15 protein-coding genes, 1 tRNA gene and 3 rRNA genes are annotated in these 21,799 nt (G+C 57.2%); 11 read left to right on the plus strand and 8 right to left on the minus strand.

Going from position 1 to position 21,799, the window contains the following annotated elements; translation table 11 throughout:
- Positions 1-60: 60 nt before the first annotated feature.
- The 7 genes from cutD to trpS all read left to right on the plus strand — a co-directional run bounded on the left by cutD (position 61) and on the right by trpS (position 4,759).
- The gene (cutD, locus tag HCK03_RS23225) at positions 61-1,008 is read left to right on the plus strand and encodes a choline TMA-lyase-activating enzyme (protein WP_076946508.1); all 948 of its coding nucleotides are present in this window, start codon (positions 61-63) and stop codon (positions 1,006-1,008) included.
- A gap of 12 nt (positions 1,009-1,020) precedes the next feature.
- Positions 1,021-1,452 (plus strand): BMC domain-containing protein, encoded by a 432-nt coding sequence (locus HCK03_RS23230; protein WP_041143873.1) that lies wholly within the window; start codon positions 1,021-1,023, stop codon positions 1,450-1,452.
- Positions 1,449-2,075, plus strand: coding sequence for a phosphate propanoyltransferase (locus tag HCK03_RS23235; protein ID WP_041143872.1), 627 nt, complete (start codon positions 1,449-1,451; stop codon positions 2,073-2,075). The genes HCK03_RS23230 and HCK03_RS23235 overlap by 4 nt, the downstream gene beginning before the upstream one ends.
- Before the next feature lie 12 nt (positions 2,076-2,087).
- The gene (locus HCK03_RS23240; RefSeq protein WP_041143871.1) at positions 2,088-2,774 is read left to right on the plus strand and encodes a hypothetical protein; all 687 of its coding nucleotides are present in this window, start codon (positions 2,088-2,090) and stop codon (positions 2,772-2,774) included.
- A gap of 14 nt (positions 2,775-2,788) precedes the next feature.
- Positions 2,789-3,199: a DMT family transporter gene (locus tag HCK03_RS23245; protein WP_167692245.1), complete on the plus strand. Its 411-nt coding sequence runs from the start codon at positions 2,789-2,791 to the stop codon at positions 3,197-3,199.
- Positions 3,200-3,215: 16 nt separating this feature from the next.
- A complete protein-coding gene (locus HCK03_RS23250; protein WP_041143869.1) occupies positions 3,216-3,545 on the plus strand; it encodes a DMT family transporter in 330 nt (109 codons plus the stop codon).
- A 206-nt stretch (positions 3,546-3,751) separates the two neighbouring features.
- On the plus strand, positions 3,752-4,759 hold the full coding sequence (gene trpS / locus HCK03_RS23255; RefSeq protein ID WP_167692246.1) for a tryptophan--tRNA ligase: 1,008 nt from the start codon (positions 3,752-3,754) through the stop codon (positions 4,757-4,759).
- 47 nt (positions 4,760-4,806) lie between these two features.
- Here trpS and HCK03_RS23260 read toward each other — a convergent pair whose 3' ends face one another.
- Entirely contained in the window at positions 4,807-6,207 is a 1,401-nt protein-coding gene (locus HCK03_RS23260; protein ID WP_167692247.1) for a GGDEF domain-containing protein, read from the minus strand.
- A 407-nt stretch (positions 6,208-6,614) separates the two neighbouring features.
- Between HCK03_RS23260 and HCK03_RS23265 the strand changes: the two genes are divergently transcribed.
- Genes HCK03_RS23265 through HCK03_RS23275 form a run of 3 tightly spaced genes read left to right on the plus strand, consistent with a single transcriptional unit; the run spans position 6,615 to position 11,544 of the window.
- On the plus strand, positions 6,615-7,682 hold the full coding sequence (locus HCK03_RS23265; protein ID WP_041143866.1) for an HlyD family secretion protein: 1,068 nt from the start codon (positions 6,615-6,617) through the stop codon (positions 7,680-7,682).
- On the plus strand, positions 7,679-10,420 hold the full coding sequence (rbbA, locus tag HCK03_RS23270; RefSeq protein ID WP_167692248.1) for a ribosome-associated ATPase/putative transporter RbbA: 2,742 nt from the start codon (positions 7,679-7,681) through the stop codon (positions 10,418-10,420). The genes HCK03_RS23265 and rbbA overlap by 4 nt, the downstream gene beginning before the upstream one ends.
- Positions 10,420-11,544, plus strand: coding sequence for an ABC transporter permease (locus HCK03_RS23275; RefSeq protein ID WP_167692249.1), 1,125 nt, complete (start codon positions 10,420-10,422; stop codon positions 11,542-11,544). The genes rbbA and HCK03_RS23275 overlap by 1 nt, the downstream gene beginning before the upstream one ends.
- 38 nt (positions 11,545-11,582) lie before the next feature.
- Here the strand turns inward: HCK03_RS23275 and HCK03_RS23280 are convergent, their stop codons facing one another.
- The 5 genes from HCK03_RS23280 to HCK03_RS23300 all read right to left on the minus strand — a co-directional run bounded on the left by HCK03_RS23280 (position 11,583) and on the right by HCK03_RS23300 (position 17,731).
- Positions 11,583-11,900 (minus strand): hypothetical protein, encoded by a 318-nt coding sequence (locus tag HCK03_RS23280; protein ID WP_041143863.1) that lies wholly within the window; start codon positions 11,898-11,900, stop codon positions 11,583-11,585.
- A gap of 793 nt (positions 11,901-12,693) precedes the next feature.
- Positions 12,694-12,809, minus strand: a 5S ribosomal RNA gene (gene rrf, locus HCK03_RS23285).
- A gap of 95 nt (positions 12,810-12,904) precedes the next feature.
- Positions 12,905-15,813 (minus strand): 23S ribosomal RNA (locus tag HCK03_RS23290).
- Between the two features lie 216 nt (positions 15,814-16,029).
- Positions 16,030-16,105: transfer RNA gene (locus HCK03_RS23295), tRNA-Glu, on the minus strand.
- Between the two features lie 84 nt (positions 16,106-16,189).
- Positions 16,190-17,731 (minus strand): 16S ribosomal RNA (locus HCK03_RS23300).
- Together the 16S, 23S and 5S rRNA genes with 1 tRNA gene alongside form the textbook arrangement of a ribosomal RNA operon.
- 603 nt (positions 17,732-18,334) lie before the next feature.
- Here HCK03_RS23300 and HCK03_RS23305 point away from each other — a divergent pair.
- The gene (locus HCK03_RS23305) at positions 18,335-19,456 is read left to right on the plus strand and encodes a ribosomal protein uL16 3-hydroxylase (protein WP_041143862.1); all 1,122 of its coding nucleotides are present in this window, start codon (positions 18,335-18,337) and stop codon (positions 19,454-19,456) included.
- A gap of 62 nt (positions 19,457-19,518) precedes the next feature.
- Here the strand turns inward: HCK03_RS23305 and HCK03_RS23310 are convergent, their stop codons facing one another.
- Positions 19,519-20,967: a Cu(+)/Ag(+) sensor histidine kinase gene (locus tag HCK03_RS23310; RefSeq protein ID WP_167692250.1), complete on the minus strand. Its 1,449-nt coding sequence runs from the start codon at positions 20,965-20,967 to the stop codon at positions 19,519-19,521.
- Entirely contained in the window at positions 20,957-21,640 is a 684-nt protein-coding gene (locus HCK03_RS23315; protein ID WP_045853224.1) for a copper/silver response regulator transcription factor, read from the minus strand. Before HCK03_RS23315 ends, HCK03_RS23310 begins: the two co-directional genes overlap by 11 nt.
- Between the last annotated feature and the right edge of the window lie 159 nt (positions 21,641-21,799).

Below are 21,799 nucleotides of genomic sequence, written 5' to 3' on the forward strand. Positions count from 1 at the left end.
GGGGTGAACAGGCGCGACCAACGCATTTACGGCTCGAAAGAGGACGGGGAGGAGGCAAGCGTGATCGCAACACAAGAATTAACCGGGCGCATCTTCAATATACAGAAGTATTCGATCTACGACGGGGACGGTATTCGCACGCTGGTTTTTTTCAAAGGCTGCAATATCCGCTGCCCGTGGTGCGCGAACCCGGAAGGGCTTACCAGCCAGTTTCAGGTGATGTTCTCGCAGGATAAATGCGTTAACTGCGGCGACTGCGTCAGCGTCTGTCCGGCGGGAATTCACTACCGGGCGGAAGAAAACGGCGCCATGAAGCACTTCGTCGACCGCAATAAGGACTGCATCGGCTGTCGTAAATGCGAAGAGATTTGCACCCAGAACGCGCTGGATATTATGGGTAAAGACGTCACCGTCAGCGAGCTGATGGAGATAATCATGCAGGATTACGATTTTTATATCGCCTCCGGCGGCGGCGTGACCATCGGCGGTGGCGAAATGAGCCTGCAGACCGATTTTGCCGTCGCCTTATTTAGCGAATGCAAAAAAATGATGCTCAATACCGCTGTCGAAACCCAGGGCACCACCCCGCTGGCTAATTATCAGAAGCTTGCGCCGGTCACCGACACCTTCTTATTCGATATTAAGCAGATCAATAGCGCGCACCATAAAGCGTTATTCGGCATTGGCAACGAAGGGATCCGCCGCAACCTGGAGTGGCTGGTGGATTCCGGCGCCAACGTGATTGTCAGGATGCCGCTGGTGCGCGGATATAACGACTCCTGGGAAGCCATTACCGGCGCCATTGATTACGTACAGAACCTGGCGAAGCGCGGAAATATCCGCCGCATCGATATGCTGCCGTACCACCAGCTGGGGCGTAAAAAATATGAACGCCTGGATATGCCGTACCCGATTACTCAGGACCCGTCTTATTCGCCCGAAGAGTTAGATCAGCTGGAAACGTTCTTCGCGCAGTTTGATTTTGATATTCGTTTAGTCCGCCATTAACAGGAGCTGACAATGAAAAGTTTAGGCGTAATTGAAACGCGAGGGCTGGTCGCCGCCATTCAGGCCGTCGACGCCGCCTGCAAAGCCGCAGGCGTAAGCTGCATCGGCTACCGTAAAATCGGCTCGGGGCTGGTCAGCGTCTGCTTTGAAGGCGAAATCAGCGCCATCCACACCGCGATTGAGCGCGGCGTCGAGGTCGTCGCCGCGGGCCAGGTCGTCGGCTCGCTGGTCATCGCCCGTCCGGAACGCAGCGTGGTCGATGCGCTGGGTAAATTAAAAGGCCGCCCGTCGCGTCCTGCCGCTCAGGCCGAGGCACCGGCGGCTAAAGCCGACGCCTCGCTCCCGCCACAAGAAAAAGAGCCGGCCGCGCCCTACGCCGCACAGCCGGCAGCGGACCAGGCGGAAGATAAAAACGCCGCGCAGAGGAGAGGGAAGAAGGCATGATCGACGCTCTGCTCCATGAAAAAATTGCCGCCCGCCTGAGCCGCGTCGCCCCGGAGATCCCGGTCGGCATCTCTAACCGCCACGTTCATCTGGCACAGCAGGATGTCGAGGCGCTGTTCGGCAAGGGCTACGCGCTAACCCCGCTGAAGCCGCTGCGTCAGCCGGGGCAGTTCGCCGCCGAAGAGTGCGTCACCGTGGTCGGGCCGAAGGGCTCGCTGACCCAGGTGCGCGTCCTCGGCCCCACCCGGCCCTGCAGCCAGCTGGAAATTTCCCGCGCCGACTGCTTCACTCTCGGTATCAGGGCGCCGGTGCGCGAGTCCGGCCAGTTGGAGAACGCCGGCAGCGCGCTGCTGATCGGCCCGGCGGGCCATGTTGAGCTTCGTTCGCAGGTGATCTGCGCCTGGCGGCATATTCATATGTCGCCGCAGGACGCCCGCCGGCTGAACGTCAGCAACGGGCAGAAGGTCAGCGTCCGCAGCAATGGCGAGCGCCGGCTGACGTTTGATGAGGTGGTGGTTCGGGTGCGCGATGATTTTGCGCTTGAGTTCCACATCGATACCGAAGAGGCCAACGCCGCCGGACTGAAAAACGGCGCCCAGGTCGTCATCACCCAGCCCGCTTAACGGAGACCGGCCATGACCGACGAAGAGATCGAACGCCTGGTAACGCGGATTATCCACCGGCTGCAGCCGCCGGTTCTGGTGATGGTCACCGCCGCCGACGGCTACCGGCAGGCGATCCGTCGCCGCCTGGCGGCCTGCGGGCTGCCGCTGCATATCGCTCTGGACGAAGGTATCCCGGACGCCGCATGCTGGCAGGAAACCGGCGCAATCATCCCGCCGTCAGCCTGGCAGGAGGCGCTGCCGGCAATGGCCTGGCGCGCGGCGATCGTGCCGTTTCTCGACTATCCGCTGGCGGCCGATCTGGCGAACGGCAGCCTGCACAGCCCGTTCGCCAGACGCCTGCACGAGGCGCTGCTTAGCGGCCTGCCGGTGCTGGCGCTGCGCTACCACTGCGATCCCGATAGCGAGCTCAATCAGCTGTACGGCGCGGCGACCCGCTCGGCCTACGCCGGGCAGATGCGTGCGACGCTGGCCCGCCTGACGGAGTGCGGCGTCACCCTGTGCGATATGAACGAGCTGCTGGAGCGGCTGACGTCGGGTAGCGCAGCGCCGCCGCCGGTGAACGCGACGCGGCGTTATCTTACCGTCACGGACGTCGTGAATAATCCAGCGCTAGCCGCCGCGCCCGATGCCGAGCTGACCGATGCCGCCATCGATTTTTTGAAAAACAGAAAAAAAGAACCTTACCTTAATAAATAGACCCGGAGTTTATTATGTCTTCTAAAACAAAATGTTGGCTATGGATGCTGCTGGTTATCCTCTCCGAAACCTCAGCCACTTCGACGCTTAAAATGTTCGGCAGCAGCGAAGGCTCAACCAAAATGATGCTGCTCGCGCTGCTGATTGTTCTCTACTGCACCTGCTACTACTCGCTCTCCCGCGCGGTGAAAGATATCCCCGTCGGCCTGGCGTACGCCACCTGGTCCGGCACCGGCATCCTCGTCGTTTCCACCCTGGGCATGGCCTTTTACGGCCAGCATCCGGATACCGCGGCCATTATCGGCATGGCGGTTATCGCCAGCGGCATCGTCATCATGAACCTGTTCTCGAAAATGGGCAGCGAGGAGAGCACCGCCGCGCCCGCCGAGCCGGTTACGCCTCTCGACAAAAAAATCGCCAACTAACTGAAAGGAATAGCATATGTTTAATCTCGGATTTTTATGGCTGGCGCTGTCAATCGGCTCCGAAATCACCGGCACCTCGATGATCAAAAAGACCAACGGCTTTAGCAAACTGGCGCCGTCGGTGCTGGTGGTCTGCGCCTACGGGCTGTGCTATTTCGCCCTCACCCGCGCGATGAGCACCATCCCGGTGGGCGTGGCCTACTCGCTGTGGTGCGGCTTTGGTATCGTCGGCGTCACCATCTGCTCCATGATCCTCTACAAGCAGAAGCCGGATCTGCCGGCCATCTTTGCGATGGTGCTGATTATCTCCGGCGGCATCATCATGAACGTCTTCTCTACGATGTAACGCTCGCGGGGCGCGGGTTTACCCGACGCCCGTTTCGTGGCAGGATAGTCCGATGAACAGAAACGTTGTCGTTACCCGCTCCCTTCGCTGGTGGCTGCCTTCATAAAGGCGGCACGATTCACGTTTCCATTTCAAAGCCGCCGGAAGGCGGCTTTGTCATTTCTCAGCAGCGCCTTTCGGCTTAACCGCATCGTAAGGAGTTTCTGATGAACGCAAACCACACCATTCTTACCGGCGATCGCCCGACCGGCCAGCTGCACCTCGGCCATTACGTGGGGTCGCTGCGCCAGCGCGTGCAGCTGCAGCATGACCACCAGCAGTTTATTCTGGTCGCCGACCTGCAGGGATTAACGGACAACGGCAGCAACCCGCAAAAGATAAGCAGCAATATCTTTGAAGTGATGGCCGACTATCTGGCCGTCGGCATCGATCCGCAGAAAACCACGATTTGCCTGCAGTCGGCCCTCCCGGCGCTGTCGGAGCTGAGCGCCCTGTACATGAATATCGTCACCGTTGCCCGCGTCGAGCGCAATCCCACCGTCAAGCATGAAATTGCGCAGAAAGGCTTCGCCCGCTCGCTGCCGGTGGGGTTTCTGGCCTACCCCATCAGCCAGGCCGCCGATATCACCGCCTTTAAGGCGGGGCTGGTGCCGGTCGGCGACGATCAGCTGCCGATGATCGAACAGACCAACGAAATCGTACATAAGATGAATAGCCTGACGACGGCGCCGGTGCTGCAGCACTGCAGGGCGCTGCTCAGCGAGGTCGGTCGCCTGCCGGGCGTTGACGGCAGCGCAAAAATGTCAAAATCGCTGGGCAATACGCTGACGCTTTCGGCCAGCGAAGAGGAGATCCATCGCGCGGTCAGCGCCATGTATACCGACCCGGACCACCTGCGCGTTGCCGACCCGGGTCGGGTGGAAGGTAACGTTGTCTTTACCTATCTCGATGCCTTCCACCCCGATAAGCCGCTGGTTGCCGAAATGAAGGCGCACTATCAGCGTGGCGGACTGGGCGACCGGCAGTGTAAAGACGCGCTGGAGGCGTGTTTGCAGACGCTGCTGGCGCCGATCCGCGAACGACGGGCGCGGTTTATTGCCGATAAAGGTATGCTGCTGGAACTGCTGCGTCAGGGCAGCGAGCGGGCGAACGGCCTCACGCAGCAGACGCTGCATGAGGTGAAACGGGGTCTGGGACTGCCGATACTGTTCTGAGCGAAGAGGCTTCGGGCTTGCGCCATCGCGCTTCGCCGGCAAACGGCTTAGCCGCCGCTGCCGCCTTCATGCATCTTCACGCAGTTGCGTCCGTCGCGCTTGGCGGCATAGAGCGCGCTATCGGCGTCGCGCAGCAGCAGGTTGTAATCAGGGTGGCCGGTATGGATGGCGTAACCGATGCTGGCGGTAATGGCGATTTCGGTCTCGCCGCCCACGTTGAAGGCGAGCTGGCTGATATTTTTGCGCAGGCGCTCAAGGAGCACGTGGGCCTCGTGGGCACCGGTTTCCACCAGCACCAGCAGAAACTCTTCGCCACCGTAGCGGAAGATATAGTCGCTGGAGCGGATATTATCGCTGAGCAGATCGGCAACGTGCTTAATCGCCCGGTCGCCCACCTGGTGGCCCCAGCTATCGTTAATCTCTTTAAAATGGTCGATATCGACGATCGCCACCGTCATCGGCCGCTCATACTCGATGGCGAGCGTGACCTCATGCTTGAGGACCACCGGCAGATAGCGACGGTTGAGCAGGCTGGTGAGGGCGTCTTTGCCGTTTTGCATTTGCGTCAGGCTGCTAAAAATCACCCCCAGCTGGCTGTCGATCTGCTGGCAATGAATATGAATGCCCTGCAGCAGGTTTTGCGTCTCTTTATATCCCGTATGGCTATCCGTTGCTTTCCAGCCGCTAATTAGGTTATCGACCTCAGCGATTAATCCGCCAATCTCTTCCATCTGCGCGTTCTTATTAAAATAGCGCACGCATTTATGACGGAACCACAGGCCAAATTCGGATTCAGATAATAACGTGGCGTTAATATCGTTTTTATTTTCGCTAACGATATTAAAAATAACGGTATTTTCCCAGCCGGAGAGCGCGGCCTGCTGTTTACCGTACTCCATCGGTACGTTATCCATCAGACTGTACAGGCGATAGGCCTCTTCGTTTTTGGTGGCCCGATAGTGCGACAGAGTGTAGGCATGGCACATCATCTCGATCGCCATATTAAACGCCATAATCGCATAGTAGATCGCGGCCACGCCGGTTTGGCGGTCTATCGCGCTGTCGCGAATATATTCGATAACCCCGGCCTTGAGCTGCCTGGCACCGCGCAGCACGGCCTCGGCAGGAATGCCGATCCGCGAGTGAATGCTGCCAATATGGTATTGCCGTTCCGCCAGCGCCTGCAGGCCGTCCCTCTCGCAGGTCAAAATGTCTTTGACCCAGCCGGCCAGCGAGCGGCTCAGACGCTCCTGAACCAGGTCATAGGTAAGGTGCCTGGCAATATCCGGGTCCTGAAAAATAAAGTCATAAAAGCGGGCCGCCAGCGCTTCAGCCTGCTCGGCGGCAATATTATTAAGCACCGCCTTTACTTCCGGCGTCAGGCTGTCGTGCAGCGGCAGCCATTCCTTAAAAATAACCGCGATATATTTTTTGCTTTCATCTTTCATTGAATAAAGCACTCGCTGACGTTTGTCTCTTTTCAGGGCCGCAAATCATACAACAGTTAGCTATGACCAACCAGATTGAAAATGCAGCAATCTGCTTTACGCCAGGCCGCCGGCGGACGGTTGGCGACGCGGCGTCAACATCCCACACTTATCGTATGGACATACTCAATACAAATGCTAGTATCCCATAGACAGTAGCTATATTTATGCGTGTTTCATTTAAGGCCAGGATTGCTGATGATGACCACATTCGTAGCACATCTTTCTCACCGGTTAGCCGCGCAGCTGGATCCGCGCGCCGGTCGGCCTTGCCCCTCCACTCCCCTGTCTTTCAAAGAGAGAATGCTCCGTATGGCGGAGGACAGAAGCGCGCATCACTCAGCAATATGGAACAGAGCGAGTAGCGTATGGACAAAATCAAACAGCACTGGGCCTGGTGCCTTGTCGGCCTGCTGGCGGTAATCGCCGCCCTGATAGTATGGGCGCTGCGTCCGCCGGGACTTCCGCAGGGTTTTGCCGGCAGCAACGGCAGGATCGAAGCCACCGAGGTGGATATCGCCAGCAAAACCGCCGGGCGTATCGACGCCATTCTGGTCAAAGAGGGGCAGTTCGTTCGCAAGGGCGAGGTGCTGGCGCGGATGGATATTCGGGTGCTTAACGAACAGCGCCTTGAGGCGGCCGCTCAGATCAAAGAGGCTGAAAGCGCGGTCGCCGCTGCGAAAGCGCTGCTGGATCAGCGGCAAAGCGAAATGCGCGCCACCGAGGCGGTGGTCAAACAGCGGCAGGCGGAGCTCAACTCCACCGCCAAACGGCACGTGCGCTCCAGCGCGCTGTCGCAGCGCGGCGCGGTTTCGGCCCAGCAGCTCGACGATGACCAGGCGGCAGCGGAAAGCGCCAGGGCGGCGCTCGAATCCGCCAGAGCCCAGGTGTCTGCGGCGAAGGCGGCAATTGAAGCCGCCCGCACCAGCATTATTCAGGCACAAACTCGCGTCGATGCCGCGCAGGCGACGGAGCGACGCATCCTCGCCGATATCGACGATAGCGAGCTCAAAGCACCGCGCGACGGCCGAATTCAGTATCGCGTCGCCGAGCCGGGCGAAGTCCTGGCCGCCGGCGGCCGGGTACTGAATATGGTCGACCTCTCCGATGTCTATATGACCTTCTTCCTGCCCACCGAACAGGCTGGCCTGCTGGCGCTGGGCAGCGAGGCGCGCATCGTGCTGGACGCAGCGCCAAACATGGTCGTTCCCGCCCATATCAGCTTTGTCGCCAGCGTCGCGCAGTTTACGCCGAAAACGGTAGAAACCAGCGATGAGCGCCTGAAGCTGATGTTCCGCGTGAAGGCCCGCATTCCGCCGGAGCTGCTGGAGCAGCACCTGGAGTATGTCAAAACCGGCCTGCCCGGCATGGCATACGTTCGCCTGGATAGCCAGCAGGCCTGGCCCGATACGCTCACGGTGAGGTTGCCGCAATGAGAGGCTCTCAGCAGGATACTTACCCACCGGTCGCCCTGCTGGAACACGTTGGCCAGCGCTTTGGCGCCACCGTCGCGCTGCGGGATATCACGCTAAGCATTCCCGCTCGTCGGATGGTGGGCCTGATTGGCCCTGACGGCGTCGGCAAATCCAGCCTGCTGTCGCTGATTTCCGGGGCGCGGGCGATTGAACAGGGCAACGTGATGGTCCTCGGCGGCGATATGCGCGACCCCCGGCATCGGCGGGATGTCTGCCCCAAAATCGCCTGGATGCCGCAGGGGCTGGGCAAAAACCTCTATCACACCCTGTCGGTGTATGAAAACGTCGATTTCTTTGCCCGGCTATTCGGTCACAACAAGGCCGAGCGCGAGAACCGCATCGATGAGCTCCTGCACAGCACCGGGCTGGCCCCTTTCCGCGACCGTCCTGCCGGGAAGCTGTCCGGCGGGATGAAGCAGAAGCTCGGCCTGTGCTGCGCCCTGATCCACGATCCGCAGCTGCTGATCCTTGATGAGCCCACCACCGGCGTCGATCCGCTTTCGCGCGCCCAGTTCTGGGAGCTGATTGACAGCATTCGCCGGCGCCAGCCGGAGATGAGCGTGCTGGTGGCAACGGCCTATATGGAAGAAGCGGAGCGCTTCGACTGGCTGGTGGCGATGAACGCCGGGGAAGTGCTGGCGACCGGCAGCGCCGAAGAGCTCAAAGCGCAAACCCGCAGCCAGACGCTGGAGCAGGCGTTTATCGCCCTGCTGCCGGAAGCCCAGCGCGAGGCGCACAAAGAGGTGATCATCCCGCCGCGCAGCGCGCAGGATGATGACATCGCGATTGAGGCCCGCGACCTGACCATGCGCTTTGGCAGCTTCGTGGCGGTCGATCGCGTGAATCTCCGTATCGCCCGCGGCGAGATTTTTGGTTTCCTCGGCTCAAACGGCTGCGGTAAATCAACCACCATGAAGATGCTTACCGGCCTGCTGCCCGCCAGCGAAGGCGAGGCCTGGCTATTCGGTCAGCCGGTCGATCCGAAGGATATCGAAACCCGCCGCCGCGTCGGCTACATGTCGCAGGCCTTCTCCCTCTACAGCGAGCTGACCGTCAGGCAGAACCTCGAGCTGCACGCCCGCTTATTCCACATCCCGGATGGCGAGATCCCCGCTCGGGTGGCGGAAATGAGCCAGCGCTTTATGTTAACGGAGGTCGAAGATACCCTGCCCGCCGCTCTGCCGCTGGGTATTCGTCAGCGGCTCTCTCTCGCCGTGGCGGTGATCCATCGCCCGGAAATGTTGATCCTCGATGAGCCAACTTCCGGCGTCGATCCGGTCGCCAGGGATATGTTCTGGCAGCTGATGGTCGATCTCGCTCGTCAGGATCGGGTGACCATTTTTATCTCGACCCACTTTATGAACGAAGCCGAGCGCTGCGATCGTATTTCGCTGATGCATGCCGGGAAGGTGCTGGCCAGCGATAGCCCACAGGCGCTGGTGGCCCAGCGCGGTGCGGCAACGCTTGAAGAGGCGTTTATCGGCTGGCTGCAGGATGCTCAGCAGCCCGTTGCTGAAACAGCGCCCGCTCCGCCGGCTAGCGCTTCGTCCGTGACGACGGCGGCACAGCAGGCGTTCAGCCCTGGACGGCTCTTTAGCTACAGCCGGCGCGAGGCGCTGGAGCTGCGGCGCGATCCGGTACGATCGACCCTGGCCCTGCTGGGTACCGTTATTCTGATGTTCATCATGGGATACGGCATCAGCATGGACGTGGAAGATCTGCGCTTCGCGGTGCTCGATCGCGACCAGACCCTCAGCAGCCAGGGCTGGTCGCAGAATATTGCCGGCTCGCGCTACTTTATTGAGCAGCCGCCGCTGCAGAGCTATGACGAACTGGACCGGCGGATGCGCAGCGGCGAGCTGGCGGTGGCCGTTGAAATCCCGCCTCATTTTGGCCGCGATATTGCCCGCGGCACGCCGGTGAAAATTGGCGTCTGGGTGGACGGCGCCATGCCTAATCGTGCCGAGACGGTGCGCGGCTACGTTCAGGCCATGCATCTGGCATGGCTACAGGAGATGGCCGGGCGGCAGGCCTCTCCCGCCCGCGATACGTCGCTGATATCCATCGAGACGCGCTATCGCTATAACCCGGACGTGAAAAGCCTGCCGGCTATCGTTCCGGCGGTGATCCCGCTGCTGCTGATGATGATCCCGGCGATGCTCAGCGCGCTGAGCGTGGTACGTGAAAAAGAGCTTGGCTCAATCATTAATCTGTACGTCACCCCGACCACCCGCAGCGAGTTTCTGCTCGGCAAGCAGCTGCCCTATATCGTGCTGGGAATGTTTAACTTTTTCCTGCTGTGCGCGCTGTCGGTGTTGGTGTTTGGCGTGGCGCATAAGGGCAGCTTTCTGACCCTGACCCTGGCGGCGCTGCTCTATGTCACCATCGCCACCGGGCTGGGGCTGCTGATCTCCACCTTTATGAAAAGCCAGATTGCGGCCATCTTCGGCACCGCCATTATTACGCTGATACCGGCCACCCAGTTTTCCGGCATGATTGACCCGGTCGCGTCGCTGGAGGGGCCCGGCCGCTGGATTGGTCAGATCTACCCGACCAGCCATTTTCTGACCATCGCCCGCGGCACCTTCTCAAAAGCCCTGAGCCTGACGGATCTGTGGGCGTCCTTTATACCGCTGCTGATTGCCGTTCCGCTGGTGCTCGGCCTCAGCGTGTGGCTGCTGAAAAAACAGGAGGGATGATGCGCGGATTACGCAATATTTATCATCTCGGCGTCAAGGAGCTGCGCAGCCTGCTCGGCGATAAGGCGATGCTGACCTTAATCCTCTTCGCCTTTACCGTGTCGGTCTATTCCTCTGCGACCGTGATGCCAGGCTCGCTGCATCTGGCGCCTGTGGCGATTGCCGACATGGATAAATCGCAGCTCTCTTCGCGTATTATCAACGGCTTTTATCGGCCGTGGTTTTTACCGCCGGAGCTGATTAACGAAGATGAGATGGATGCCGGTCTGGATGCCGGGAACTATACCTTTGCCATTAATATTCCCCCCAACTTTCAGCGCGACGTGCTCGCCGGGCGGCAGCCGGAAATACAGGTTAACGTCGACGCCACGCGGATGAGCCAGGCGTTTACCGGCAATGGCTATATCCAGAATATTATCAGCGGGGAGGTGAACGGCTTCGTTGCCCGCTATCGGGATAACGCCACTCTACCGGTCGAGCTGGCGGTGCGCATGCGCTTTAACCCCAATCTTGAGCAGGAGCGCTTTGGCGCGGTCATGGCCATCATCAACAACATCACCATGCTGGCGATCGTGCTGACCGGCTCGGCGCTGATCCGCGAGCGGGAGCACGGCACGGTCGAACACCTGCTGGTTATGCCGGTGACGCCGTTTGAAATTATGCTGGCAAAAATCTGGTCGATGGGGCTGGTGGTGCTGGTCGTTTCGGGGCTTTCGCTGCTGCTGATGGTTCAGGGGGTGCTGCAGGTACCGATTGAAGGCTCGATCCCGCTTTTTATACTGGGCGTGGCCCTGAGCCTGTTCGCAACCACCTCCATCGGGATCTTTATGGGAACGGTAGCGCGCTCGATGCCGCAGCTGGGGCTGCTGATGATCCTCGTACTGCTGCCGCTGCAGATGCTTTCAGGCGGCTCAACCCCGCGGGAAAGCATGCCCCAGGCGGTACAGGATATTATGTTAACCATGCCGACCACCCACTTCGTCAGCCTCGCGCAGGCGATTCTGTATCGCGGTGCCGGCTTTGCCATCGTCTGGCCGCAGTTTTTAACCCTGATGGCGATTGGCGCAGCGTTTTTTGCCATCGCCCTGCTGCGTTTTCGTAAGACCATCGGCGCGATGGCGTGAATGAGCCGTACCGGCCGTCACCTTAGGCGGCCGGTAGACTATTTTTTGCTGTTTATCACGCGGCGCAGCAGCCAGGTAAAGCCCATCGCCATGCTAAACAGAATGAACAGCAGCACGACCCAGCTCACCGAGATGCGGACCAGCGTGCCGAAGGTCATCAGCGGCTGCAGATAGACGGTAAACGAGTCGCTTAACGGCTTATCCATCAGCATATAGGCGCTATCGGCCAGCCAGACGCAGACGCGACACGCCAGCCAGATAATTGCCGGCCAGCAGAGCAGGACCAAAAAGGTAAGGCGTTCTTGTACGTAGCGAGTGAGCCGGCGCAAAGGGGGCCAGCCAAGCAGGATTTTCATTTATATTCTCATATTGCCACCCGGTGACAGGGGTTATTTAGCCCCGGGAGTGACCGAAACAGGCATTAATATCGGCAGTACGCTTGATATTTTATATCACAATTCGGTTAATCCGAACCCGATCAAGTTAACAAAGTGTTAAGGACAGTAAATCATTTTATTGGCAAAGTCCAGTTATTACGATTTTACGTCTGGAATAGCGAAGCGTTATTTTGTAAATAATTGATAATATTAATTAAATATAATTCAGGAGTGAATTAAAGATATTCAGAGAATTAATTAAAAACCGGGGTTTTATATTTAAAACATAGCTGGTTTATATTTTAAATATAGCATCAGGGGTGCGAAGGGACTGTTCTTATCAGAAGAGTACGGGGAGATCCGGGCGGCATTCGGCTCTTGTTAGTTTCAGCCGATGGTTTCAGGGAAGGCTTGATTGATGCCAGGCAGTTTATGGCGGGCATTCTGCGGCCTGTTGCTCCGAATCCGCCGATGTTTTAGCGGCTGAAGGGTCAGGGATCGCGGTACGCGGCCCCCGATCCGGGCGGCATCCGGTCACTTTTCATGAACCGCAGACAACAAAAAAACCCCATGCTTGCGCATGAGGTTTCTTTGTTTATTTGATGCCTGGCAGTTGATGGCGGGCGTCCTGCCCGCCCCCCTCCGGGCCGTTGCTGCGCAACGTTCAAATCCGCTCCCGGCGGATTTGTCCTCCTCAGGAGAGCGCTTACCGACAAACAACAGATAAAGCAAAAGGCCCAGTCTTTCGACTGAGCCTTTTGCTTTATTTGATGCCTGGCAGTTCCCTACTCTCACATGGGGAGACCCCACACTACCATCGGCGCTACGGCGTTTCACTTCTGAGTTCGGCATGGGGTCAGGTGGGACCACCGCGCTATTGCCGCCAGGCAAATTCTGTTACCAACACGCCATCAGGCCTGTCAGTTAATCTGTATCAGCTGAAAATCTCTCAAATTCATCACACCAAACAGCTTTGGCGTTGTAAGGTTAAGCCTCACGGTTCATTAGTATCGGTTAGCTCAACGTATCGCTACGCTTACACACCCGACCTATCAACGTCGTAGTCTTCAACGTTCCTTCAGGACTCTCAAGGAGTCAGGGAGAACTCATCTCGGGGCAAGTTTCGTGCTTAGATGCTTTCAGCACTTATCTTTTCCGCATTTAGCTACCGGGCAATGCCATTGGCATGACAACCCGAACACCAGTGATGCGTCCACTCCGGTCCTCTCGTACTAGGAGCAGCCCCCCTCAATTCTCCAGCGCCCACGGCAGATAGGGACCGAACTGTCTCACGACGTTCTAAACCCAGCTCGCGTACCACTTTAAACGGCGAACAGCCGTACCCTTGGGACCTACTTCAGCCCCAGGATGTGATGAGCCGACATCGAGGTGCCAAACACCGCCGTCGATATGAACTCTTGGGCGGTATCAGCCTGTTATCCCCGGAGTACCTTTTATCCGTTGAGCGATGGCCCTTCCATTCAGAACCACCGGATCACTATGACCTGCTTTCGCACCTGCTCGCGCCGTCACGCTCGCAGTCAAGCTAGCTTATGCCATTGCACTAACCTCCTGATGTCCGACCAGGATTAGCTAACCTTCGTGCTCCTCCGTTACTCTTTGGGAGGAGACCGCCCCAGTCAAACTACCCACCAGACACTGTCCGCAACCCGGATCACGGGTCTACGTTAGAACATCAAACATTAAAGGGTGGTATTTCAAGGTTGGCTCCACGCAGACTGGCGTCCACGCTTCAAAGCCTCCCACCTATCCTACACATCAAGGCTCAATGTTCAGTGTCAAGCTATAGTAAAGGTTCACGGGGTCTTTCCGTCTTGCCGCGGGTACACTGCATCTTCACAGCGAGTTCAATTTCACTGAGTCTCGGGTGGAGACAGCCTGGCCATCATTACGCCATTCGTGCAGGTCGGAACTTACCCGACAAGGAATTTCGCTACCTTAGGACCGTTATAGTTACGGCCGCCGTTTACCGGGGCTTCGATCAAGAGCTTCTCCTTGCGGATAACCCCATCAATTAACCTTCCGGCACCGGGCAGGCGTCACACCGTATACGTCCACTTTCGTGTTTGCACAGTGCTGTGTTTTTAATAAACAGTTGCAGCCAGCTGGTATCTTCGACTGATTTCAGCTCCGTGAGCAAGTCACTTCACTTACCATCAGCGTGCCTTCTCCCGAAGTTACGGCACCATTTTGCCTAGTTCCTTCACCCGAGTTCTCTCAAGCGCCTTGGTATTCTCTACCTGACCACCTGTGTCGGTTTGGGGTACGATTTGATGTTACCTGATGCTTAGAGGCTTTTCCTGGAAGCAGGGCATTTGTTACTTCAGCACCGTAGTGCCTCGTCATCACACCTCAGCGTTGAATAAGAGTCCGGATTTACCTAAACTCTCCGCCTACATGCTTAAACCGGGACAACCGTCGCCCGGCCAACATAGCCTTCTCCGTCCCCCCTTCGCAGTAACACCGAGTACAGGAATATTAACCTGTTTCCCATCGACTACGCCTTTCGGCCTCGCCTTAGGGGTCGACTCACCCTGCCCCGATTAACGTTGGACAGGAACCCTTGGTCTTCCGGCGAGCGGGCTTTTCACCCGCTTTATCGTTACTTATGTCAGCATTCGCACTTCTGATACCTCCAGCAACCCTCACAGGCCACCTTCAACGGCTTACAGAACGCTCCCCTACCCAACAACACCTGAGTGTCGCTGCCGCAGCTTCGGTGCATGGTTTAGCCCCGTTACATCTTCCGCGCAGGCCGACTCGACCAGTGAGCTATTACGCTTTCTTTAAATGATGGCTGCTTCTAAGCCAACATCCTGGCTGTCTGTGCCTTCCCACATCGTTTCCCACTTAACCATGACTTTGGGACCTTAGCTGGCGGTCTGGGTTGTTTCCCTCTTCACGACGGACGTTAGCACCCGCCGTGTGTCTCCCGTGATAACATTCTTCGGTATTCGTAGTTTGCATCGGGTTGGTAAGTCGGGATGACCCCCTAGCCGAAACAGTGCTCTACCCCCGAAGATGAGTTCACGAGGCGCTACCTAAATAGCTTTCGGGGAGAACCAGCTATCTCCCGGTTTGATTGGCCTTTCACCCCCAGCCACAAGTCATCCGCTAATTTTTCAACATTAGTCGGTTCGGTCCTCCAGTTAGTGTTACCCAACCTTCAACCTGCCCATGGCTAGATCACCGGGTTTCGGGTCTATACCCTGCAACTTAACGCCCAGTTAAGACTCGGTTTCCCTGCGGCTCCCCTATACGGTTAACCTTGCTACAGAATATAAGTCGCTGACCCATTATACAAAAGGTACGCAGTCACCCCATAAAAGAGGCTCCCACTGCTTGTACGTACACGGTTTCAGGTTCTGTTTCACTCCCCTCGCCGGGGTTCTTTTCGCCTTTCCCTCACGGTACTGGTTCACTATCGGTCAGTCAGGAGTATTTAGCCTTGGAGGATGGTCCCCCCATATTCAGACAGGATACCACGTGTCCCGCCCTACTCTTCGAACTCACAGAATGTGCATTTTAGTGTACGGGAGTATCACCCTGTACCCTGCGACTTTCCAGACGCTTCCACTAACACACAAACTGATTCAGGTTCTGGGCTGTTCCCCGTTCGCTCGCCGCTACTGGGGGAATCTCGGTTGATTTCTTTTCCTCGGGGTACTTAGATGTTTCAGTTCCCCCGGTTCGCTTCGTTAAGCTATGTATTCACTTAACGATAGTGTGACGAATCACACTGGGTTTCCCCATTCGGAAATCGCCGGTTATAACGGTTCATATCACCTTACCGACGCTTATCGCAGATTAGCACGTCCTTCATCGCCTCTGACTGCCAGGGCATCCACCGTGTACGCTTAGTCGCTTAACCTCACAACCCGAAGCTGTTTCGTAAAACAGGTCGTGTTGTGAAAATTTGAGAGACTCGAACACACCGCTTTTCCTTTCTTATTACGGAGAAAGGAAACAGTGCGTCGTTTCAATTTTCAGCTTGATCCAGATTTTTAAAGAGCAAATATCTCAAACGAGGTTCGAAAACCTGTTTTGAGATATTGAGGTCGGCGACTTTCACTCACAAACCAGCAAGTGGCGTCCCCTAGGGGATTCGAACCCCTGTTACCGCCGTGAAAGGGCGGTGTCCTGGGCCTCTAGACGAAGGGGACACTGAAGTCTCAATCGCAAGACGCCTTGCTATTTACTTTTCATCAGACAATCTGTGTGAGCACTACAAAGGCAGGTTCTTTAGGTAAGGAGGTGATCCAACCGCAGGTTCCCCTACGGTTACCTTGTTACGACTTCACCCCAGTCATGAATCACAAAGTGGTAAGCGCCCTCCCGAAGGTTAAGCTACCTACTTCTTTTGCAACCCACTCCCATGGTGTGACGGGCGGTGTGTACAAGGCCCGGGAACGTATTCACCGTGGCATTCTGATCCACGATTACTAGCGATTCCGACTTCACGGAGTCGAGTTGCAGACTCCGATCCGGACTACGACATACTTTATGAGGTCCGCTTGCTCTCGCGAGGTCGCTTCTCTTTGTATATGCCATTGTAGCACGTGTGTAGCCCTACTCGTAAGGGCCATGATGACTTGACGTCATCCCCACCTTCCTCCAGTTTATCACTGGCAGTCTCCTTTGAGTTCCCGGCCGAACCGCTGGCAACAAAGGATAAGGGTTGCGCTCGTTGCGGGACTTAACCCAACATTTCACAACACGAGCTGACGACAGCCATGCAGCACCTGTCTCAGAGTTCCCGAAGGCACCAAAGCATCTCTGCTAAGTTCTCTGGATGTCAAGAGTAGGTAAGGTTCTTCGCGTTGCATCGAATTAAACCACATGCTCCACCGCTTGTGCGGGCCCCCGTCAATTCATTTGAGTTTTAACCTTGCGGCCGTACTCCCCAGGCGGTCGACTTAACGCGTTAGCTCCGGAAGCCACTCCTCAAGGGAACAACCTCCAAGTCGACATCGTTTACAGCGTGGACTACCAGGGTATCTAATCCTGTTTGCTCCCCACGCTTTCGCACCTGAGCGTCAGTCTTTGTCCAGGGGGCCGCCTTCGCCACCGGTATTCCTCCAGATCTCTACGCATTTCACCGCTACACCTGGAATTCTACCCCCCTCTACAAGACTCTAGCCTGCCAGTTTCGGATGCAGTTCCCAGGTTGAGCCCGGGGATTTCACATCCGACTTGACAGACCGCCTGCGTGCGCTTTACGCCCAGTAATTCCGATTAACGCTTGCACCCTCCGTATTACCGCGGCTGCTGGCACGGAGTTAGCCGGTGCTTCTTCTGCGAGTAACGTCAATCACTAAGGTTATTAACCTTAATGCCTTCCTCCTCGCTGAAAGTACTTTACAACCCGAAGGCCTTCTTCATACACGCGGCATGGCTGCATCAGGCTTGCGCCCATTGTGCAATATTCCCCACTGCTGCCTCCCGTAGGAGTCTGGACCGTGTCTCAGTTCCAGTGTGGCTGGTCATCCTCTCAGACCAGCTAGGGATCGTCGCCTAGGTGAGCCATTACCTCACCTACTAGCTAATCCCATCTGGGCACATCTGATGGCATGAGGCCCGAAGGTCCCCCACTTTGGTCTTGCGACGTTATGCGGTATTAGCTACCGTTTCCAGTAGTTATCCCCCTCCATCAGGCAGTTTCCCAGACATTACTCACCCGTCCGCCGCTCGTCACCCAAAGAGCAAGCTCTTCTGTGCTACCGCTCGACTTGCATGTGTTAGGCCTGCCGCCAGCGTTCAATCTGAGCCATGATCAAACTCTTCAATTTAAGTTTGATGCTCGTGAATTAAACTTCGTAATGAATTACGTATGTTCACTCAGAGACTTGGTATTCATTTTTCGTCCGAGGACGTTAAGAATCCATGTCACTTTGAGTGCCCACACAGATTGTCTGATAAATTGTTAAAGAGCAGTGCAACGCGGCTTTCGCTCACCGTTGCGAGGTGGCGTATATTACGCTTTCCTCTTTCAGAGTCAACCCTTAATTTAGGATTTTTCTCTTCAACTGAACCGGCTTAATCTGTGAAGTTGTTCACATTTGCCGTGTCAGTGGGAGCGCATTATAGGGAGTTCTTTTGGTATGGCAAGCCTTAAAATACAAAAAACCTATCAAGCGCTCATTATTTGAACTTTCCCTTCCATCTCACGAATAGCTGATACCGCTGAAACCCAGGACTGGCGCGGCCTGCGGCCTATTCCCATCTCCAGGCAGTTTTTTCAAAAAATGTATGGCGTCCCGCACGCAGACGGCGGCCGCTGGCGTAGAGGAGCCATAAACGGCGGATTAAGCAGCCGCTTTGACTCACGACAAGGCGCCCTCGGTTCACACCTTTCTATAATCAGGACCGTTTCTCCTTACTGGTGTGAATCTATGGCTTATCAACTGAACATTAACTGGCCCGAGTTTTTAGAGAAGTACTGGCAAAAGCAGCCGGTAGTATTAAAGAATGCTTTCCCAAACTTCGTCGATCCGATCACCCCGGACGAGCTGGCGGGTCTGGCCATGGAACCGGAAGTCGACAGCCGGCTGGTCAGCCTGGTGAACGAGCAGTGGCAGGCCAGCAACGGGCCGTTCGAACATTTTGATGGCCTGGGCGAAACCGGCTGGTCGCTGCTGGCGCAGGCGGTCAACCACTGGCATATGCCTGCCGCCGAGCTGGTTCGCCCGTTCCGCGTGCTGCCTGACTGGCGTCTTGATGACCTGATGATCTCCTTCTCGGTCCCGGGCGGCGGCGTTGGCCCGCACATCGACCAGTACGATGTCTTCATTATTCAGGGTATGGGCAGCCGCCGCTGGCGCGTGGGCGACAAGCTACCGATGCGTCAGTTCTGCCCGCACCCGGCGCTGCTGCACGTCGATCCTTTCCCACCGATTATTGATGAAGACCTCGAGCCAGGCGATATCCTTTATATTCCACCGGGATTCCCGCACGACGGCATCACCCACGAAACGGCGCTCAACTACTCCGTTGGCTTCCGCGGGCCGAACGGTCGCGACCTGATCAGCAGCTTTGCCGACTACGCGCTGGAAAACGATCTCGGCGGCGAGCACTACAGCGATCCGGACCTGACCTGCCGCGAACATCCAGGCCGGGTTGAAGAGTATGAGCTCGACCGTCTGCGCGGGATGATGATCGACATGATTAGCCAGCCGGAGGACTTTACCCAGTGGTTCGGCCGCTTTGCCACCACCCCGCGTCACGATCTGGACATCGCGCCGGCCGAGCCGCCTTATGAAGAAGAAGAGATTGTTGATGCCCTCAACGGCGGCGAAACGCTGGCCCGCCTGAGCGGCCTGCGCGTGCTGCATATCGGCGACAGCTTCTTCGTGAACAGCGAAGCGCTGGCAATCACCGATGTCGACGCGCTGGACGCGCTGTGCCGCTACACCTCGCTGAGTAAAGATGAGCTGGGCAAGGGGCTGCATAACCCGGACTTTATCGCCGAGCTAACGCGCCTTATCAACCAGGGTTACTGGTACTTCGAAGAGTAAGCCTCCCAAAGCCTGGCACCGCCAGGCTTCTTTTTGTGGTCTGCTTTTATTACCTGCTTTTATTACGCCCGTTTTGGCAGCGTCAGAATAAAGCGGGTTGAGCGCGCGTCGGACTCTACCGCCACGCTACCGCGGTGCGCCGTGACGATCGATTTAACGATAGCCAGGCCAATGCCGCTCCCCTCGCCTTTACGCTGGCGGGAGGGATCGACGCGGTAGAAGCGGTCGAAAAGCCGCGACAGATGTTCTGCAGGTATCGGCGCTCCCGGATTCTCAACGATCAGCTGAACCCGGGCATCGGCCTCCGTCAGGTGAACGGTGACCGCCCGGCCGCCCGGCGTATAGCGAATGGCGTTAGAGAGCAAATTACTCATCGCCCGGCGCAGCATCAGCGGGTCGCCAACCACCCAGCAGGCGCTGCCGCTAAAGTGCAGGGTCACTTCCCGCTCCTCGGCCCAGGCCTCAAAGAAGTCGAAGACCTTGCTGACCTCATCGGCCAGATTCAGCGCTTTTAGCTCCGGGATCAGCTGATTGTTGTCGGCCTGCGCCAGAAACAGCATATCGCTGACCATCCGCGACATCCGCGAGAACTCTTCCAGATTGGAGTACAGCACATCCTCCAGCTCTTTTTGACTGCGGGTCTGACTGAGCGCGATCTCCGTCTGGGTCACCAGGTTAGTTATCGGCGTGCGGATCTCATGGGCAATATCCGCGGAGAAGTTGGACTGACGGGTAAACACATCCTCGATACGTTCCAGCATATGGTTAAACGACAGCACCAGCCGCTCCAGCTCAATCGGCACCGACTGCGGGTTTAAGCGCACATCGAGGTCGCGGGAGGTAATGTTTTGAATCTGTCGGCTGACCCGGCGAATCGGCTTATGCCCGTGATAGACCACGAACAGCACAATAAAGAAGATAAGGATGCTGATAATCGTCGCCGCCGAAATCAGCCTCGCCTTCAGCTCGTTAATATAGTGGAGATGAAAATCGATCGACAGGGCCATAAGCAGGCGGTAGGCCCGCCTGCCGTCCGCCGCGCGGCCAAGCGGCAGCATAATCAGCCGCCAGGAGCGGGTCTGCATCTGGTGGTTATCGTGAGTTAACGCCCGCGGATGCGGATCTACCCACGAGATAACGTTGCCATCCTGCAGCCTGGCGGCAATGCCCGGCGTGCTCATGATATGGCTGAGATCCGGGCCGTTCGGTGACTGGAAAAGGGTCTGGCCGCTGCCGTCATCGAGGCAAATAAAGACGTTGGCGTAGCCATCGATCACGTTCTTTAAGATCTCCAGCCGCCGCGCCTGAGGATAGTCGGCGTGGTTGAGCACCGTCTCAAGGGTGGTGGCCAGCTGCCTGAGGTCGTGGGCGTCGCGCTCTTCAAAGTGCGCCTTTACCGAGTGGATCATTATCCAGGTGAAGGCGAAAAAGGCCACTATCGTCGCCAGGCTGATAAAAAAGGTCAGCCGCGTCGCCAGCGAAAACGGGCGCCGCAGCAGCTTAATCGCCATCCGGCACCTCGAGCACGTAGCCGACGCCGCGCACGGTCTGGATAAGCTTAGGTTCAAAATCATTATCGATTTTGCCCCGCAGCCGCTTCACCGCCACGTCGATGGCGTTGGTGTCGCTGTCAAAATTCATGTCCCAAACCTGGGAGGCGATTAGCGAACGGGGCAGTACTTCCCCCTGATGGCGAATAAAGAACTCCAGCAGCGTAAACTCTTTGCTGGTCAGCGTGATGCGCGCGCCCGCGCGGGTCACCCTGCGGCTGACCAGGTCGAGCGTTAAATCCGCCACCTGGAACTGGCTCTCAACGATCGTCGCCGCCCCGCGGCGCAGGAGCGTCCTCACCCGCGCCAGCAGTTCGGCAAAGGCAAAGGGCTTGACCAGATAATCATCGGCCCCGAGCTCCAGCCCCTTCACCCGATGCTCAACGGTCCCCAGCGCGGTCAGCAGCAGGATCGGCATGCCTTTATCGGCGGATCGCAGCATTCTGACGATATCCCAGCCGTTCACATCCGGCAGCATGATGTCGAGGATCAGCAGGTCATAATCGCTGGTCATCGCCAGGTGATAGCCATTCAGACCGTTATCCGCCAGATCGACAACAAAACCGGCTTCCGTCAGCCCTTTCGTCAGGTACTCACCGGTTTTCATCTCATCTTCGACGATCAAAATCTTCATCACCTGCTCCTTCACGCGCCGATTGTGCGGGCTTTCAATTTTAGAGGAGCCCAACCGGATAGCAATGAATTCTCAGGAAAATGACAGCTTTGTCATTTTCCCGTCACGCGTCAAACAGACGCCGTTGCGTAAAGTACAGGGCATTCCCTGATAGCCGAT

The sequence above is a fragment of the Klebsiella terrigena genome, assembly GCF_012029655.1.
GTDB classification, from domain to species: domain Bacteria; phylum Pseudomonadota; class Gammaproteobacteria; order Enterobacterales; family Enterobacteriaceae; genus Klebsiella; species Klebsiella terrigena.

Excerpts from the sequence above, each read along its gene's own strand:
- rbbA (WP_167692248.1), top strand. The coding sequence starts at position 7,679 with ATGAGAGGCTCTCAGCAGGATACTTACCCACCGGTCGCCCTGCTGGAA.
- HCK03_RS23310 (WP_167692250.1), bottom strand. The coding sequence starts at position 20,967 with ATGGCGATTAAGCTGCTGCGGCGCCCGTTTTCGCTGGCGACGCGGCTG.
- HCK03_RS23240 (WP_041143871.1), top strand. The coding sequence starts at position 2,088 with ATGACCGACGAAGAGATCGAACGCCTGGTAACGCGGATTATCCACCGG.
- HCK03_RS23315 (WP_045853224.1), bottom strand. The coding sequence starts at position 21,640 with ATGAAGATTTTGATCGTCGAAGATGAGATGAAAACCGGTGAGTACCTG.
- HCK03_RS23275 (WP_167692249.1), top strand. The coding sequence starts at position 10,420 with ATGCGCGGATTACGCAATATTTATCATCTCGGCGTCAAGGAGCTGCGC.
- HCK03_RS23235 (WP_041143872.1), top strand. The coding sequence starts at position 1,449 with ATGATCGACGCTCTGCTCCATGAAAAAATTGCCGCCCGCCTGAGCCGC.
- HCK03_RS23260 (WP_167692247.1), bottom strand. The coding sequence starts at position 6,207 with ATGAAAGATGAAAGCAAAAAATATATCGCGGTTATTTTTAAGGAATGG.
- HCK03_RS23245 (WP_167692245.1), top strand. The coding sequence starts at position 2,789 with ATGTCTTCTAAAACAAAATGTTGGCTATGGATGCTGCTGGTTATCCTC.
- trpS (WP_167692246.1), top strand. The coding sequence starts at position 3,752 with ATGAACGCAAACCACACCATTCTTACCGGCGATCGCCCGACCGGCCAG.
- HCK03_RS23305 (WP_041143862.1), top strand. The coding sequence starts at position 18,335 with ATGGCTTATCAACTGAACATTAACTGGCCCGAGTTTTTAGAGAAGTAC.
- HCK03_RS23265 (WP_041143866.1), top strand. The coding sequence starts at position 6,615 with ATGGACAAAATCAAACAGCACTGGGCCTGGTGCCTTGTCGGCCTGCTG.
- HCK03_RS23250 (WP_041143869.1), top strand. The coding sequence starts at position 3,216 with ATGTTTAATCTCGGATTTTTATGGCTGGCGCTGTCAATCGGCTCCGAA.
- HCK03_RS23230 (WP_041143873.1), top strand. The coding sequence starts at position 1,021 with ATGAAAAGTTTAGGCGTAATTGAAACGCGAGGGCTGGTCGCCGCCATT.
- HCK03_RS23280 (WP_041143863.1), bottom strand. The coding sequence starts at position 11,900 with ATGAAAATCCTGCTTGGCTGGCCCCCTTTGCGCCGGCTCACTCGCTAC.